The following is a 16,781-nucleotide window of genomic DNA, read 5'->3' on the forward strand; positions in this document are numbered from 1 at the left end:
TGTATGAATAGGTTATTGGTGGTATTTCTCATTCTAATTGTAGCGTTTAGCGCCTATGCAGGTAGGCTATCATCAGAACTTCTTATACTTATTGATACTTATCAAGAGGCGAAAAATGGTGTTTTACCTTTGCATATAGATAAGTATAGGGAAAAAGGTGGATTTGTGGATTTGATAGTTAATATGGAATACTTGGATGATGGTTTATCAAAGTATTTGTTGAAAACTTATCCTGGTAGAGAGTATATTGGAATTTTGAGATTACCTTTGAGTGATGTAAAGAATGTTGTTTATAATCCTTCTATTAAATACGCCACTGTTTCAAGAAAAATTAGAAAACATATGGATGCCGTTAGAATAGATATTAATGTTGATGAGATATATAACTATTACGGTCAAGATACTGTTCAAGGTAAGGATGTTATAATAGGCATAATTGATACTGGCATAGATGGAAGTCATTCTGATTTCAGGACTTTTTCAGGTGGTACTAGAATACTTTACTTGTGGGATCAAACTTCTGATGAAAGGAGTGTTAATGTGCCGTATGGTATTGAGTATACTAAGGATGATATTGAGAGAAATCTTTCTGTTGCTACTGATGAGGATGGACATGGAACTCATGTTGCCGGTATATCTTCAGGAAATGGTAGAATGAGTGGTGGTAAGTATTCAGGTATAGCAACTGCTAGCGATATAATATTCGTAAAGACAGATTTTTCTCAGATAGGGATACTTGATGGTATAGAGTATATATTTAAGAAAGCAAAACAAATGGGTAAGCCTGCAGTTGTGAATTTGAGTCTTGGTACTTTGGTTGGTTCTCACGACGGTAAAGATATTGAGTCAAAGATTCTTAGTCAGATTTTTGATTTCTACGGAAGAAATGGTAATATAGTTGTTATCTCCGCTGGTAATAGTGGTTATAACAAACAACATTATTCTAACAATATATCTCCTTTACCTTCTTCTGCGATACTCAAGGTATCTAGTAATAGTTCAGTTAGTCAAGATGATATTATAGTAGATTTTTGGATAAATTATGGTGTATCTCCTAGAGTTTTAGTTACAAGTCCAAATGGTCAAACAACTGGATGGATAGACTTTAGTGATAATCTCGTTACGAATGTGTCATTTACGGATGGTGATTTTTCTCTTGCTATGACTTCGAATGTTATTAATGGTGATTTAAACATTAAAATACAATTTAGAGATTCTTCTGTAAAGAAGATAAAGGAGGGTAATTGGATTATATCTTTTAGGACTTCTTCTGGTAGCAGTTTAGTTCACGGATGGATAGAGTATTCTGATGGAATAGAAGCGTATTTCCAGAATGGGGATGATTATTTTACTTTGAATTCTCTGTTCGCTATGGATGATGTTATAATGGTTAGTGCATATACTACTAAAAATTCTTTTAGTACTGATAAGGGTTATATATCAATTAACTATCTTACAAATGATAATATAGCATTTTTTTCTTCTAAAGGTCCTACTAGAGATAATAGGAATAAGCCGGATATATCTGCACCAGGTGCTGTAATATTTGCACCTTTATCTTCACAGTCTTCGGAAAAAAACTATGTAGATTCTACATATAATAAATATTGTGCATCAATGGGAACTAGTATGGCTGCTCCAGTTATTTCTGGTGTTGTAGCACTTCTTCTAAGTATCAATCCGAGGTTTACAGCTCGAGAGATAATAGATTATCTAAAAACTTATTCTGACGTCAGTGTTTATGATACTAACGGCAAACTTTGGGATGAAAGTTGGGGATGGGGGAAAGTAAATGTAAAGTCGATAGTTGGATCTCTAAAGCAACCAGAAACACTAGTGTGGTTTTCAGGTAATGTGATAAGAGTTGATAACAATCAAAAATACACTACTATTAACCTAAGACTTAAGGAAGGAAATGATCTTGTTAGTGTATCAGTACATGATTTGGATGGTAATTTAATAAAAGATTTGGGAACTTTTTTGGTAAAATCAGGACTTAACCAGATACACCTTGAAGTTGATAACCGTTTTAGAAAAGGAGTGTATCTGGTTAAGGTTTTAGGTAGTAGGGTTAGTACTACTTTGAAGATGGTAGTTATAAAGTAGACTATATTTCATGAATTTTACCATATATATATGGTATGTGTTTATAAGCTGTATCATACATTTTCATGATCTCATCAAAACTAAAATTTCTCATTTCTACAGTCTGTATTACCATAACTCCTAAGAGTTCTCCTTTTTCTACTATCGGAAAGGATATGAATGTTTGGTATTTTTCTTCACCTGATCCTGGTAGGTAATAGAAATCAGGGTGTTTGATAGGGTTTTTAACTGACAATGGTTTCTTATCTCTTGCGCATTTACCTACTAATCCTCTGTCTATAGGGATTCTTGATCCCCAAGATTCTCTATCAAGTCCATAACTTGCGAAAAGCACTAGTGATTTGTCAGCTTTATCAAAGTAATATACGCTTACAACATCAACGCTTATTTCTTGAGCAAGTTTACTTAGGTCCTCATATACCTCAACTTGCTCTTTTAATATCACATTACCTTTCATATATACCTCCAGGGACAAGTCTGTTCAATAAATGTGCCAATTGTAGGTAAAGTAGTTGTTTTGAATTTTAAAGTAAGGTTTTCGGTAAAATTATTACTTTAGAATTATTGTTTAGTTTGTTGTATAAAACTTAATCTGTATTGTGATAATTGCCTAATATTTGTGCAACCTTTGAGACTTTAGAGTTAAAATTTTTAAATGATTGATAGTTCATTGAGTTTTTTGTCTTCTACTTTATAATTTTTGTAAAGCTTTAGATCAATAAATCTAGAATTTGAGGGGATTATAGTTACTGTTTGGGTTTTTCAAGTGGAGTTTCTAGGAGTTTTAGGATATCTAGGGGTTTGGTAAGTGGTGGGTAGGGGGAGAAGACAAGCTGACAAGGGGGTATAAGTTTGTAAGAACGTTGTTGGATAAGGTAGGTGTTGGAGGTGCAGAAAGGACTATGGTGAGGTGTTTTGATGGGGATATTGGAAATGTGATAGGTGTAAGCGAGATTAAGATGAGGAGTATTGGGAAGAATGCGGTATGCTGGTATTTTGAGTGATAATTGGACTAGAGAGATATGGGGCTACACTTTGTTGCTGGGTGTGAAGAGAGTAAGTAGTGTTTTGCGGTATTTTAACATTTCTGGAGATACACTTGTGATGTTATGGAGGTAAGTAGGCATGGTATTCTGAGGTGTTTGAGAAGGTGGAATAGGTTATGGAAGGTGAGCTTGTTAAGGTGGACAGGGAGTATTTTGTAGGGGTTAGGGTGGAAAAGCATAGGATGTAAAGAGTTTAAACGATGAGATATTGGATGTTGAGGGGTGAGGATATAGAAGAGGGTTTTATACAAGGGTGTGTATAGGATTAGTATGGTGGTTTTCAAGGAATGGTTATTCACAAAACGATAATTCTAGGTGCTGATTTGGAGTGCGGGGAGGGGGTAGTGGATACTGCTGGAGTAGGGTGGAGGATATGAGTTTCAAGGATATGGAGAGATATTTGGGGATGGAGAGTGTGGTGGTAGGAGATTTGATGGAGGTAGTGAAATTGTTGATTTGGTTTTTGAGAATAGTGTTAGATATGGGGTTGATGAGGTGTGAAAGTGTTAAGGGGTGATTCTGGAGTTTAGAGTGAAATATTCTGGACATTTTATATTCTTCTACCTTCTAGGTGGGTTAGGTATGCTAGAGTTGAGGAAAAAATTTGAGAATAGTTTAGATAAGTTGTGGATCCAAGGTATTCAGAATATTCTTCAGCAAAGAACATCAAACTCTTGACAAACTTCAGGATTGTTTTATTGAATGTTAAGTGGTTTTTATTCAAAATAAACGGAAAGGAGGGATATTATGCACCGTTTGATGATTTTGTTTATTACTATTTCTGCTGGTGTATTGATTATGTTTAGTTGTGTGCCACCTGAGGGAGATAAAGATGTTGAAAGGAAGGTTTCAGAGTATAAACCACAGGTTGTTATTGCTTCTGCTTCTGATGAGACAAATGTTACTGTAACTTTGAAATTTACTCCTCCAGAAGAATTTGAATTTAAACCCGAAATGTTTGTTATAAGATCCGATGTTGATACGAATAAAACTATAAAAGTGACTGGTGTAAAACGCATTAAGAAAAAAGAGATAAGGCTTACACTTGATTCTCCTATTACATTAGATGATGTATGGGCCATAACAACTAGTGATGATACTACATTTAGGAACAAGAGATTTATTAACTATGAGAAGATAATGTACAAATTGTATTCTGATAAACCTTTAGGACACACTGTTGAAGGTGGAGTTAATGTGTTTAGAGTATTTTCTTCTAGGGCAACAAAGATAACTTTGGTTATAGCTGATGATCCTGTTGAGATGAAGAATATGAAAGAATATGAGATGAAGAGAGATGAGAATGGCGTATGGGAAGTAAAAGTTGAGGGTACCCTTTGGGGTAAGTATTATGGATATAAAGTTGATGGTCCTAAACACTTTACAGAGGCTTATGATCCTAATTTGGTAATATTTGATCCTTATGCTAAGGCAATAGCTGTTGAAAACTCATACAAACAAAAAGGTATGGGATTAATTATAGATACAAGTAAATACAATTGGGAAGGTACTACTTGGGTAGGACTTAAGGCAGAAGATGCAATAATATATGAATCTCATATAAGAGATTTTACAGCTCATCCATCATCTGGAGTTCCAGAGGCTATAAGAGGTACTTATAAAGGTTTTATATACACAGGTAAAGGTGCTATAGGAGGCATAAACTGGCTTAAGGAACTAGGAGTTAATGCTGTTGAGTTTTTGCCTATACATGAATCTGGTACTTATGAGCCACCATTTGGGGTACAAGTTGAACATGCGGGTGCAGAAAAGGGAACAACAATTGTGAATACATGGAATGCACATAGTAGGAATCACTGGGGTTACATGACAACATCATTTTTCTCTCCTGAATCTTATTACTCTTCTGGTGATTTGACTCCAGGGAAATATAGTGGTCTTGGTGGGGTTCAAGTGAATGAGTTTAAAGATGTCGTGAAAGCACTACACAAAGAGAAAATTGCGGTTATGTTAGATGTTGTTTACAATCATGTATCACAATACGATTATAATCCTCTTAAGAGACTTGATAAAAAATATTACTTCTTCATGAATGATTTTCACGGTTTTGATTCAAGAAGTGGTTGTGGTAATGACTTTGATACAGCTAAACCTATGGCTAGTAGATTGGTTGTTGATAGCGTTAAGTATTGGACGATTGATTATAGGATAGATGGTTACAGGTTTGACCTTGCTACAATAATAGATTGGAAAACTCATGAAAAAATAATAGCAGAAACTAAGAAAATAAATCCGGACATTATACTTGTTGCTGAACCTTGGGGTGGTGGTAGAGGTGAACCTAGAGATGGAGGAGGATATACGTTAATAGGTTTTTCTAAGAGAGGAATGGGCGCTTGGAATGATAGAATAAGAAATTTCATAAGAGGTGGAGCTTCTGCTTCATCGAAACCGAGTAGTGGTATAGTTTTTGGTAAAGGTAGTAATGATGAAATGAAAAAATTTGTTCTAGGTTTCTTAAGAGATGTTGGTGGAGATTTTTATGAAAAAGGGCATAATATAAATTATGGAGAATCTCATGATAACGAAACTCTAGGTGACTTTATAAGAATTGGAAATGGAGATTACAAACCTCATAGTGTTGTTAATGTTAGTAGAGAAGAATTTGTAAAACTTACACCGAAGCAACTTGCCCAAAATAAAATAGCGGCTTTGTTCTTATTCTCAGTCCAAGGTGCAATAATGATACATCAAGGACAAGAGTATGCAAGATCAAAAATAGTTGATCCGAATAGTGTTTGGTTAAAAGATTTTAAGAGAGATGAAAAGGGTAATTGGTATAAAGAGGTAGTCCTACCTAATGGTAGAACTAATAAGGTTATGTGGCCTGGTGGTAAGGCTAAACCTTTGACAGTTGACCATGATAGTTACGAGAAAGATGATGAAACAAACTGGGTAAATTATAATGAAGCACTCAAACTTGAACCTAATAGAGAACTACTCGAGTATTACAAAGGACTTATTGCAATAAGGAAAAAATTTGATCCTTTTAGGAAGGCGGATATTAAAGCGATTAAATTTATAGACTCTAAAGAAAAAATCAGTCCAGTATTGGGTTGGATACTACCTGGTGATAAAACAACTGGTAATAAGGATATAGTTGTGTTAGTAAATGCAAATCATGATTCTTCAGCTACATTTACATTACCTGAAGGTGATTGGGATATACTCGCTAACGATAAATTTGCTGGGTTGAAATCTCTTGGAACTGTTTCAGGAGATGTGGTACTTAAACCAATATCTGGAATGATTTTGATAAAGAAATAAAATTCTAGGGGGTAATATCCCCCTTTCTTTCAAAGAAAAACTTATAGATGTTTGGTTTGTGATTTGAAAATTGAATATTGTTGCTTGGAAAGTTGGTATTTTGGTTCTTTTGTTTTGTATTATGAGTACTTAAAGAGTCTTAATGATTAGTATATTTTTCGTATTTTCTCTACCAATATGAGTAGATTTGTTACTAAGAGTATTACTAGAAATAGGTAGTCACCTATTACGCTAAAAAATGTTTTAATCTTTGTTATTTTTACTTGGCCTATCATATAACCATTTTGAAAGTCATCGATAGTTGATATTATTTTACCGTATGGTAGTATTACTGCAGTTTTTCCTGTGTTAGTTGCTCTGATTAGAGGTATTCCTGTTTCTATTGCTCTGAACATAGCACCTATGAGGTGTTGCCATTGACTTTTAATACTATTAGCCCATCCATCGTTTGTCATATTAATAAAGACATCTACTTTCATTCTAGCAAGTTTCTTAGTTATGTATGGATATAGATCTTCAAAACATATTATAGGTCCAAGGTTAACTATTATACTAGGTTTGAGTTCAACGGAGACTTTTATAAATTCTTTGCCAGGAGTTATATCTCCACCAACAATTGCATTTATAGCTTGTCTTAGAGGTGGTATATACTCTGAAAAAGGTGTCCATTCTCCGAAGGGTACTGTATGTACCTTATCATATCTAACAGTTGGTTTACCTTCTTTGTCAAAGAATAATGCACTATTGTAGTATATGGTTATCTCTGAGACTATTTGAATTGGTTGACCGTTTCGTATTATGATAGTGTTAGTTAAGTAGCTCTCTCTATGAGGATATGTTAGTATTATTGGTTTACCTACTTCTTTACTTATGTTCATTGCTTTTATTCCAAAGCTCTCGCCAAATGCGTAGTAGTAGTTGATAGGATCTCTTAATATACTTTCACATCCAACAACAATATCAGAGTTTTTACTTGCTTCTTTGTAAAGTTTCAATACTTCATTAAGTTTTTCAAAATCTCTTGCTAACAATTTATCCCAAGGTGAAAAATTGGGTTGCAGAAGACCAAAACTTACAGTATAACTTTTTGATTTTTCATATTTTGAAATTGTATCCGTAAATATGTATCCACCTAGTAAAGTACTTGAAAGCATTATTATAATCGGGTAATATGTAAGAAGAGTTTTTACTCTTTCTTTACTAGATTTCAGTAGTAGGGTTGTAGTAAGGATTATTAAGAAGCTTGCGATGGTTATCAATAAGTTTGTTGTGTTGGGGACAGTAATTGTATCTGTTAGATAAAAGACAAAAAGACTAATAAGTAGCGAAATTATTACAGTTAAAGCTACGTTTATTGTTGATAGATGTAACTGTTTATTTGTTATTTTTAGTGCTAGTATCAGTATTAGACTATTAAAAAGTGCAACTGTGAAGCTTACACCAAATACTCCAAAAAGCTTTGCTATCGAAGGTATAGCTCCAAGTATTGTTGATATAACAATATTATCTGTTAACGCAAAGTGGTATTGAGTGTGAGCTAAATATATAAGAGGTAGGGACCAAAAGCCATTACCTCTTAGGTATTCAAAAGCAGTCCATATGAAGGGAAATACTAATATGATGTTTTCACTTGAACTTTTTGATATTGCTGAAAATATTACAAAAGGCATCATTGTGTACAAGTATAGTGGTATCATTATACCAATTGGAGCTAGTGGATGGAATGATGAGAACCAATCTACGGTATAAATCCAAAACACAATTGAAAACAGGAATGAACCAAACGTCACTGATATATATCCGTCAACATAACTTCTGTATATTGCTGGTATCAAAGCAACAAATCCTAGTATAGGTAGACCAGTGTTTGGGAATGACATTGCGAGTAGTAATCCTGAAAATATCCAACATAAGTATCTGAATAAATTTTTTAAAGCTGATTTCATGAGTTTATTCTAATAAATTTTTAAAAAATTATTCAAAATCTCCTATAGGCGTTTATTTGATATAGGATAGATTTTGGTTGATTTTATATTAACAGATCTTGCTAGTTGTATTTATTGGAAGTGTTATCAATATTGTTTAAGTTTGGCATTTTTGAAATGTTTCTGTGGTAAGGAAGAGTTGCTACTTCTAGTTTTACTATTAGTATTTTGTGCTAAAGAGTACCTATACAGTAAAGTCTTTTTTAACTTAGCTTAAGTTATAGGATATGTTTGATAAGTAATTGTTTATAATTTTTGTTTTGCATGGTTGTATATTCATACTTTTACTTATGAAAAGATTAATAGTGGTTTTTTGGTTGCTTATGTTTACTCTTGTGGTTTACGGTCAATGGTATAGGGAGGTATCTTTTTATCAGATATTTCCTAGGAGTTTTTACGATAGCAATGGAGATGGTATAGGTGATTTGAAAGGTATTATTCAAAAGCTTGACTATATAAAGTCTTTAGGAGTTGGTGCTATTTGGTTGAATCCGACTTTTCCTTCACCTTCTTATCACGGTTATGATATTGTAGACTATTATGACGTAAATCCACAGTTTGGTACCTTAGATGATATGAAACTACTTATAAGTGAAGCACGCAAAAGGGAGATGAAAATTTTACTTGATCTAGTTATAAATCATACATCTTCTGATATAGAGTGGTTTAAAAAGTCAGAACTTAAAGATACTTTTTATGATAGTTGGTATGTGTGGGTTTCAAGAATACCTTATGTTGAAGGTAAATATGGGTGGGCTAAGCCTTGGACAAAAGGGAATAGCCCTTGGGAAGTATGGTCATTTTCTAGAATTCGTAAGGAGTATTATTATAGTGCTTTTTGGAGTGGTATGCCGGACCTTAATTTAAGAAACCCAGATGTGGTGAATGAAATATACAAAATAGCACGATACTGGCTTGGTTTAGGAGTAGGAGGGTTTCGCTTAGATGCTATAAGGTACCTTATTGAAACAGGTCCTGCTGAAGGTCAAGCAGATACTCAGGAAACAATAGAATTTGTTAGGGAGTTCAATAATTTTTGTAAAAAAGTTAATCCATATTCCTTTAATGTAGGTGAGGTTTGGACCGCTAATGAAACTGTATATAGATATAAGGATTCAATAGATGGTTGTTTTGATTTTGAGCTAAGAGAGGTTATTTCTTCGACAGTTGGTTTTGGCCCAAGAGTAGGTAGGTTTTATGAGTATATAAACAAGATGCTTGTGCTTACTAAAAGTATTCAGAATTGGAAGTTTTTCTATCCGTTTTCCTCAAACCATGATATGACAAGAGTTCACAGTATTCTTTTTAGAAGACCTGATAACTTTGAAAGACTTAAAATGTTTTATACTATTCTTTTTACCTTACCAGGAAATCCATTTGTATACTATGGTGATGAGATAGGTATGGTAAACTCACCTTACCAAAGAGGAGATATGGCATATCGTGATCCTATGGTTTGGGAGAATAGTGGAAATGTTGGATTTACGGTTTCAAAGCCTTGGATTCAACCAAATCCAGATCCTATAATAAATCTAAAAACCCAAAAGGATGATCCTAATTCTGTTTTCAGTCACTTTGTTAAAGTCTCTTCAATAAGAAATTCGAAGAAGACATTGGTATATGGAGATATAAGAATATTAAATAATTCTGTATCGAATAGACTTGTTTCTTATCTAAGGTTTGATGAAAAAAACGTGATTGTAGTTTTAGTCTATCCATATGATACTGAGACTAATGTTACAGTTTTCTTTGATGAGGATACATATGTAAGGATTTCTAACAAAACTCTCTTTGACCTATTAGGAAAAGGAAAGATTTATGTGAATTCTAAAGAGCTGGAGTTTAATTTTAGAGGATATACTAATATGATACTATCTTTACATTAGTTATTTTATTTGTAATGATACTTTTTAGGTATAAATAGAGATATTCCTTGTTGAGGTGGTTTTGAGATCTTATTAATTTGCTTATTCTAAGCTTTAGTTTTGAAAATTATAATATGAAAAAACTGATACTCCTCATAGAGGATGATATAGACATAGTTAACTTATCAAAAATGGCCTTTGAGAAAGAAGGTTTTGATGTTTCTGTTGCGATGAGCGTTAAATTTGGAGTAGAGAAGATAAAAGTAGAAAAACCTGATATAATACTTCTTGATCTTATGCTTCAAGATGGTGATGGAACTGAGGTTATAAAGTGGCTAAAGAGAACTGATGAATATTCGAATATACCTGTTATTGTTATAACGGCAAAGTCAAGTGAGATAGATAAGGTATTACTTTTTGAACTTGGTGCTGATGATTATGTTACAAAACCTTTTAGTATAAGAGAACTTATAGCGAGAATAAAAAGTGTAATTAGGAGATATGAAAACAAAGGTATACAGAGGCAATCAAGATTTGAAATGGATGGTCTTGTGATCAATTTTGATAGTTTTGAAATTTTTGTTGATGGTGTGCCTGTAAAGTTTACAAGGAAAGAATTTAGCATTCTGGAGTTTTTAGTAAAAAACAGAGGAATAGTTTTAAGTAAGGATAAGATACTATCCTCAATTTGGAGTAATGATGAAGATATTTCGGATGAATCTAGAACTATAGATGTTCATATAAGTAAGATAAAGAAAAAACTTGGTAGATATAGTGATAGAATAATTGTCATACGAGGTGTTGGTTATAAGTTTCAGTAAAGATTTTAGTAGGCTATTCGAAATTTAGGAGTATTAATGATAAGGTACTACTGAAATTATATTAAGCTTTGGATCCTTAAGTTGAATTAATTTCCGTTTTGGTTATATAATACTATAATAGTTAAGGGCCCGTAGCTCAGCTGGGAGAGCACTACAATGGCATTGTAGGGGTCGTGGGTTCAAGTCCCATCGGGTCCACATTAAAGTTCAAACTTTTTATCTGTCTCTTTTGTCTGTGGTATAGATGGTCCTGTATTGTATGCATCCTCTATTATTTTGTCAACATCTTTCTTTTGTCCTGCTGTTATTATAACTTCACCTTTTAGTATTACTCCAGGTTTAACTTCAAGTTGAGGAGTTATTATATTCCCTAAGACTCTACCTGTTTCTGTTAATTTTACTGATTCTTGGGCTTCAATTCCACCTATAACAATACCTGATACTATTACGCTTTTTGCTCTAAGAACATCTGTTTTAACTTTTCCTGTTTCGCCTATAAGAATCTGCTCATTAGTTGATATTTCTCCTTCAAACTTACCGTCAATTTGAACGGATCCATTCACAAAAAATCTACCTTGAAATACAGAGCCTTCACCTATGATGCTGTTTATTATACCTTCTTGTTTTGGTGGCATATTTACTCCTCCGTAAAATTAAAAGTTACCCACGATAGAGGTCGGTAGAGGACATGGTATAGGCCCATACCTAAAACCATAGGGACGCAGGTAGTACTTCTGTTTATTCTCTTAGATACTAAGTTGTATCTAGAGAATCCTACATCCGTACCCCAATATAGTCCCTAAACTTTCTATACGAAAGCCCCGTTTTTGTTCCTCCCCATTCTCCTCTATCATAGGCTCTATTATTTTAATTAATTTATTGCTTTTATTACAATCAAATACAAATTATACCAGAGTAACGTTGATGAGTTGACTGAGTTTTTTCGTGTGTGTCTATATTTCATGGAAATTTTATTTGGTTTTTAGCTTATTCATTATAAGCAAAGGGATTACACATTAAGTTGGTTTACCTGGGATTTTTGAGTTATTTTATCTTTTAGTTGATTTTAGGTTTTGTTTGAAATCTTTAGAACTCAAACTCTTTTTTAGTTTTTTCTCTAATGTTTTCTTTGTAGTATTTTGATATTGTTGCTCTTGTAATACTTGTTAGTTCATCAGGTGGAAACATTGATAATAAATTCCATCCGATTTCAAGACTCTCTTCTATGGTTCTTCTTTCGGTGAATTTTTGTCCTATTAACTTCTGTTCAAACAAGTTTCCAAATTTGAGTATTAATTTTTCTCTAGGTCCCAACTCTTCTTCACCTACAATTGATGCTATGTTTCTTACTTCTTTAACTCTAGCATATAGTGCATATAATTGGTTTGATACACTTGCATGATCATCTCTTGTTTTTTCTTCACCTATACCTTCTTTCATAAGTCTTGATAGCGATGGTAAAACATCAACAGGTGGATATATTCCTTTATTATGTAATTCTCTTGATAGCACTATTTGTCCTTCTGTTATGTAACCAGTTAAGTCTGGGATTGGGTGTGTTATATCATCATTTGGCATTGACAGTATAGGAATTTGAGTTATAGATCCTTCAGCTCCTTTTACTCTACCTGCCCTTTCATATATTGTTGCTAGATCACTGTACATGTATCCAGGAAAACCTTTTCTTGCTGGTATTTCTCCTAATGCTGTTGCTACTTCTCTTAACGCTTCTGCGTAATTTGTTATATCTGTTAATATGACTACTATGTGCATATTTTTTTCGAATGCCAAAAATTCTGCAACTGTTAGTGCAACTCTGGGGGTTATTAATCTTTCTATTGGTGGATCATTAGCTAGATTTAGAAACAGAATAGTGTTGTTGATTGCCCCTGTTTCTTCGAAGACTTTTTTGAAGAAGTAAGCATCATCGTACTTTACTCCCATAGCTGCAAAGACTACACCGAAATTTTCTTTAGTAGCTCCTTTTATCTTAACCTGGGATGCTATTTGTGCTGCTAACTCGTTGTGAGGTAGTCCTGCTGCTGAGAAAATTGGTAATTTTTGACCTCTTACTAACGAGTTCATTAAATCTATTGAGGATATACCTGTTTCTGCAAAATCTCTTGGGTATCTTCTCATGAATGGATTTATTGGAAGCCCATTTACATCTCTTATATCTTCATAGTCAGTTTCTACAAATCCATCTATTGGTACTCCTGCTCCATTATATATTCTGCCTAACATTCTTTTAGAGACACCAATTCTCAAAGGCGTTGCTTTAAACCTTACTTTTACTTTCTCTTTGTTTATTCCAAAAGTACCTTCGAAAACCTGTAATGTGATTGCTCTTTCACCAGATTTTAGTACTTTGGCATGTCTGATTTCACCTGTTTCGAGTTCTATCTCTGCTACTTCGTCATAACCTACATCTGGTACGTTTTCTAAAACCATAAGAGGCCCTTTTATTTCTTTTGCTCCTTCGACAACTTTTTCGGGTATAAACAAATCCATAAAAACACCCCTTCTAGTATAAATATGTATGAACTATACTTAACATTTCAAGCTATAGCTTTGGAGTGGAAGAATTATTTTATGTATTTTTGAGTAATTGATTTGTAGGTTTAAAATAGTATTATGGATACCAAGTTGGTCAAAATTTTGAACGTAATAGGAGATTTTGTTATAGTAAATGTTAATGGTGAAAAGTTCAAGGCCAAAGTTGAAGGTAGAGTTCCTTCGGATTTGTTTTTAGGTAAGATAACTAAAGAAAAGGATAAAATTGTAATTAAGGTAGTTGATGATATTATTTCCAAAGATCTTGGAAGGATCCTTGAGCAAGTTAATGTACCTAAATCTCCAAAAAACTACTTACTTACTAAAATTCTTATGACTTTTAACATTCCTATTACATCTGAAATATATGAACTCTTTAATGAATTTAACTTACCGTTTTTAATCTCTTCAATAATCTTAAAAGGTAATGATAGTATTAAATCGACTAGGAAGCAACTTATTCTTGCAGAGGTTTTGTACGAAGAATTAGGTAAAAAATTTGATGATACCGAATTTAGTTTGTTTGTAAGTTGTTTTATTTCTGATTATTCTAAGATATACATTTTTACCGATAGCGAGAATAGAAGATGGTTTTCATATTTTGAGCTTGAAGAGGATATAGTAAGAAAATTTATTTTGTCTACTACAATAGATAATGTTGATGTTTTAGTCGTTTTTGAAAGAATGTTGAATAGGTATAATGTTGTTATCAACCTTTTTACTGATAAGAGGATACATATAGAGGATGTTGATGTACTTAAATCAAAACTTGAGAGTATAGGATTTAAACCGATGAATATAGATATAGAAATTTTTGGAGGAAGTTAATGAAGAAAGCAGTTGCCTTGAAATATGAACCTTCTGAGATGTCTGCTCCGCAAGTTATATCAAAAGGAGTAGGTATACTTGCTGATAAGATAATAGAGATTGCACAAGAGCACAATATACCAATTATTAAGTCTGAGGTTGTTGAACCTCTTATGTCTATAAAGATAAGATCTGAAATTCCACCAGAACTATACCAGGCAATAGCTGAAATTATTGCCTATGTATATAAACTTGTTAGGGATAATCATAAAGGAGCCTAGATGAAAAATAGTCCCCAGGGGGATAGCTGGGGACTGGACTGGGGGTGTATCTATAGTTTTAAATTTCACCTAATAAATAATTTAATACCAATTATTCTAGTTTTCAATTTTTTTATTGTTTCTATGATATACTATTTGGACTCTATTTTAGGTTTATCTACTTTATCTTTCTTAGTACTACTATTGGAGGTAGTAGTTTTCTTATAGTTTCACCAAAGGTAGTAGAAGATATATAATCTTCCATTACTCTACTTGAGATTGAGAATGTTGAGTTATTTATAGGATCTTCGTATGAAGTAATATAACTTCCTTCAGTTTTTGAATTTTTAAGTTCTCCTGTCAGTATTGTTGTTCCAAAAATCCATTTACTTCTCTCGTTTGACACATCATCAACTCTTGGGGTACCTACTTTGTATATGCCATCTAATTTTGAAACTATTATTACATTTCTTAAGATTTCTACATATTCTTTTAAAAAAATTCCCTTTGATGATATTATGACGAGGGTTTTAGGATTTGGTATATTGTTTATGTTGTCAATGTAGATATTTTCTTTTGATATAACTATTACAGGTTCGTTAGGGCTACCCTTAACAACAATTGGTAAGTATGAGAATATAATGCCGTTTTTGGGAAGATTTTGTATTCTATCAAAGTCTATTAGTACTGCTTTTTCTGCTTTGTCGGTGAATAAATAGGTACCATTTTTGGGTAATCCTTTCTTTATGTAAATTTTAGGTATTTTATGTAGTACTACTATTTCTTTGTCTTTTTCAGGTGCTACTGGTAGTATTATTTCGAAATTCTCAACAAAGAATCCTTTTAATTCAGTATCGCCAACAAAAACTTTTTGAGGGGTTATGTTTGAAGGTATTCTAAATCTACTTTTCTTACCATCTCCTCTACCTATAGTACTGTAATATTTATTCTTTATGTCAGAAGAGTTGATAACTATTTCATCTCCTTCAATTGAAATTTCATTACCTAATAGATTTTGGTTTGTTTTATCAAAGTATATACCCAATATAGGTCTATGTTTACTTACTATTCTCATTGTACTTGAGTTTAGTTTTATTCTGAAAGGTTTGGAGAAAGAGTCTGGTGATATTGGTACATCTACTGGTTGAGTGTTGAATGATAAATAACCATTTTCTATGTTTAAAAATTTTTTTGTTATCTCTCCTCTCGATCCAAAAGTATCTGCATTTTCGAAAAGGTTTATGCTCTTGGGCTTTGTTTCTGAAAAATAAATATTGTCAATTTCTTTTGATAGTTTGATTTTGGGTGAACTATAGTATAGGTTACCTAAGAATTCTTTTTCTGATATTAAAGGATTTACTATTTCTTCAACTTCTCCTTCGTATTTTCTTACAATCCAATCTTTATCAGCTAAACTTTCTGCTATCTTTATGATATTATCAATTTGAATGTTTATATCTACTTGATTTACTACTCTGGTTTGATATTTGATGTTAAGTCTTAAAGAAGGTGTTTCTGGCGAAATTTCTGCAGATGATATATATGAGTTTACTGAGATGTTTGTACTATTTGAAAATAATGGAGGATAAGTGTATGCAAAAAGTACTTCTGAGGGTTGTTTGCCTATGCTTTTTATGAAACAGTAGCCCCAGAATACACATCTTGTGTTTGTTCTCAGAGTCATATTATCAGTTAGTATGTAAGCAAAATCGGTTGGTAGTATTGCATAAAAGTTGATTTTTCTTGATATCTTTGCTCTGTCTGTTTCTAGAGATACTATTACATCATATATGTTGTTTGTCTTGTAAAATATTTTTTTTACTTTGTATATGAAGTTATCTGTATTTGTTCTTGTGTCAATGTTGGTTCTAAATTCACCTGTTTTGATTTGGTTTATAGTTTCGAAAACTTCTTTTTCTGAGACTAATTTTAATTTTTCATGTTCATAAAGTTTGTATGCATCTAAATAAAAGAAAGATATGAAGTTTAGTAGTGATACTGAAATTATTGACAGTAGGAATACTAGCATTAATGCGATGATTAGAGCTGT

12 protein-coding genes and 1 tRNA gene are annotated in these 16,781 nt (G+C 32.8%); 8 read left to right on the forward strand and 5 right to left on the reverse strand.

Features of this window, described 5'->3' with window-relative positions:
* The first annotated feature begins 3 nt into the window (after window positions 1–3).
* A complete protein-coding gene (locus N2712_03485; protein MCX8029038.1) occupies window positions 4–2,106 on the forward strand; it encodes a S8 family serine peptidase in 2,103 nt (700 codons plus the stop codon).
* A 1-nt stretch (window position 2,107) separates the two neighbouring features.
* On the opposite strand, the gene N2712_03490 is transcribed toward N2712_03485, so the two are convergent.
* On the reverse strand, window positions 2,108–2,563 hold the full coding sequence (locus N2712_03490; GenBank protein ID MCX8029039.1) for a GAF domain-containing protein: 456 nt from the start codon (window positions 2,561–2,563) through the stop codon (window positions 2,108–2,110).
* A gap of 962 nt (window positions 2,564–3,525) precedes the next feature.
* On the opposite strand from N2712_03490, the gene N2712_03495 reads away from it, so the two are divergent.
* Window positions 3,526–3,669, forward strand: coding sequence for a hypothetical protein (locus N2712_03495; protein MCX8029040.1), 144 nt, complete (start codon window positions 3,526–3,528; stop codon window positions 3,667–3,669).
* A gap of 230 nt (window positions 3,670–3,899) precedes the next feature.
* Complete coding sequence (locus tag N2712_03500; protein ID MCX8029041.1) at window positions 3,900–6,440, forward strand: hypothetical protein; 2,541 nt, start codon at window positions 3,900–3,902, stop codon at window positions 6,438–6,440.
* A gap of 146 nt (window positions 6,441–6,586) precedes the next feature.
* Here the strand turns inward: N2712_03500 and lnt are convergent, their stop codons facing one another.
* The gene (gene lnt / locus N2712_03505; GenBank protein ID MCX8029042.1) at window positions 6,587–8,386 is read right to left on the reverse strand and encodes an apolipoprotein N-acyltransferase; all 1,800 of its coding nucleotides are present in this window, start codon (window positions 8,384–8,386) and stop codon (window positions 6,587–6,589) included.
* Between the two features lie 329 nt (window positions 8,387–8,715).
* Here lnt and N2712_03510 point away from each other — a divergent pair, with 329 nt between their 5' ends.
* The 3 genes from N2712_03510 (at window position 8,716) to N2712_03520 (ending at window position 11,309) form a co-directional block, all read left to right on the forward strand.
* Window positions 8,716–10,311 (forward strand): alpha-amylase family glycosyl hydrolase, encoded by a 1,596-nt coding sequence (locus N2712_03510; GenBank protein ID MCX8029043.1) that lies wholly within the window; start codon window positions 8,716–8,718, stop codon window positions 10,309–10,311.
* A 113-nt stretch (window positions 10,312–10,424) separates the two neighbouring features.
* Window positions 10,425–11,111 carry a response regulator transcription factor gene (locus N2712_03515; protein MCX8029044.1) on the forward strand — a complete coding sequence of 229 codons (687 nt, stop codon included), beginning with the start codon at window positions 10,425–10,427 and terminating at the stop codon, window positions 11,109–11,111.
* Between the two features lie 125 nt (window positions 11,112–11,236).
* Window positions 11,237–11,309 (forward strand) — tRNA-Ala (locus N2712_03520).
* 2 nt (window positions 11,310–11,311) lie between these two features.
* Here N2712_03520 and N2712_03525 read toward each other — a convergent pair.
* Together N2712_03525 and N2712_03530 are read right to left on the reverse strand one after the other, a co-directional pair.
* The gene (locus N2712_03525) at window positions 11,312–11,746 is read right to left on the reverse strand and encodes a polymer-forming cytoskeletal protein (GenBank protein ID MCX8029045.1); all 435 of its coding nucleotides are present in this window, start codon (window positions 11,744–11,746) and stop codon (window positions 11,312–11,314) included.
* Window positions 11,747–12,197: 451 nt separating this feature from the next.
* A complete protein-coding gene (locus tag N2712_03530) occupies window positions 12,198–13,622 on the reverse strand; it encodes a V-type ATP synthase subunit B (GenBank protein ID MCX8029046.1) in 1,425 nt (474 codons plus the stop codon).
* Window positions 13,623–13,745: 123 nt separating this feature from the next.
* Here N2712_03530 and N2712_03535 point away from each other — a divergent pair, with 123 nt between their 5' ends.
* Window positions 13,746–14,492: a hypothetical protein gene (locus tag N2712_03535; protein MCX8029047.1), complete on the forward strand. Its 747-nt coding sequence runs from the start codon at window positions 13,746–13,748 to the stop codon at window positions 14,490–14,492.
* Window positions 14,492–14,752: an EscU/YscU/HrcU family type III secretion system export apparatus switch protein gene (locus tag N2712_03540; GenBank protein MCX8029048.1), complete on the forward strand. Its 261-nt coding sequence runs from the start codon at window positions 14,492–14,494 to the stop codon at window positions 14,750–14,752. The genes N2712_03535 and N2712_03540 overlap by 1 nt, the downstream gene beginning before the upstream one ends.
* A 157-nt stretch (window positions 14,753–14,909) precedes the next feature.
* Here N2712_03540 and N2712_03545 read toward each other — a convergent pair whose 3' ends face one another.
* A complete protein-coding gene (locus N2712_03545; GenBank protein MCX8029049.1) occupies window positions 14,910–16,760 on the reverse strand; it encodes a hypothetical protein in 1,851 nt (616 codons plus the stop codon).
* Window positions 16,761–16,781: the final 21 nt, after the last annotated feature.

The organism is Brevinematales bacterium (genome assembly GCA_026415355.1).
GTDB lineage: Bacteria > Spirochaetota > Brevinematia > DTOW01 > DTOW01 > SKYB106.

Bases quoted from the DNA above. Each gene is read 5' to 3' on its own strand.
- N2712_03525 (MCX8029045.1), bottom strand. From the start codon at position 11,746: ATGCCACCAAAACAAGAAGGTATAATAAACAGCATCATAGGTGAAGGC.
- N2712_03535 (MCX8029047.1), top strand. From the start codon at position 13,746: ATGGATACCAAGTTGGTCAAAATTTTGAACGTAATAGGAGATTTTGTT.
- lnt (MCX8029042.1), bottom strand. From the start codon at position 8,386: ATGAAATCAGCTTTAAAAAATTTATTCAGATACTTATGTTGGATATTT.
- N2712_03510 (MCX8029043.1), top strand. From the start codon at position 8,716: ATGAAAAGATTAATAGTGGTTTTTTGGTTGCTTATGTTTACTCTTGTG.
- N2712_03540 (MCX8029048.1), top strand. From the start codon at position 14,492: ATGAAGAAAGCAGTTGCCTTGAAATATGAACCTTCTGAGATGTCTGCT.
- N2712_03515 (MCX8029044.1), top strand. From the start codon at position 10,425: ATGAAAAAACTGATACTCCTCATAGAGGATGATATAGACATAGTTAAC.
- N2712_03490 (MCX8029039.1), bottom strand. From the start codon at position 2,563: ATGAAAGGTAATGTGATATTAAAAGAGCAAGTTGAGGTATATGAGGAC.
- N2712_03500 (MCX8029041.1), top strand. From the start codon at position 3,900: ATGCACCGTTTGATGATTTTGTTTATTACTATTTCTGCTGGTGTATTG.
- N2712_03530 (MCX8029046.1), bottom strand. From the start codon at position 13,622: ATGGATTTGTTTATACCCGAAAAAGTTGTCGAAGGAGCAAAAGAAATA.
- N2712_03495 (MCX8029040.1), top strand. From the start codon at position 3,526: ATGAGTTTCAAGGATATGGAGAGATATTTGGGGATGGAGAGTGTGGTG.
- N2712_03545 (MCX8029049.1), bottom strand. From the start codon at position 16,760: ATGCTAGTATTCCTACTGTCAATAATTTCAGTATCACTACTAAACTTC.
- N2712_03485 (MCX8029038.1), top strand. From the start codon at position 4: ATGAATAGGTTATTGGTGGTATTTCTCATTCTAATTGTAGCGTTTAGC.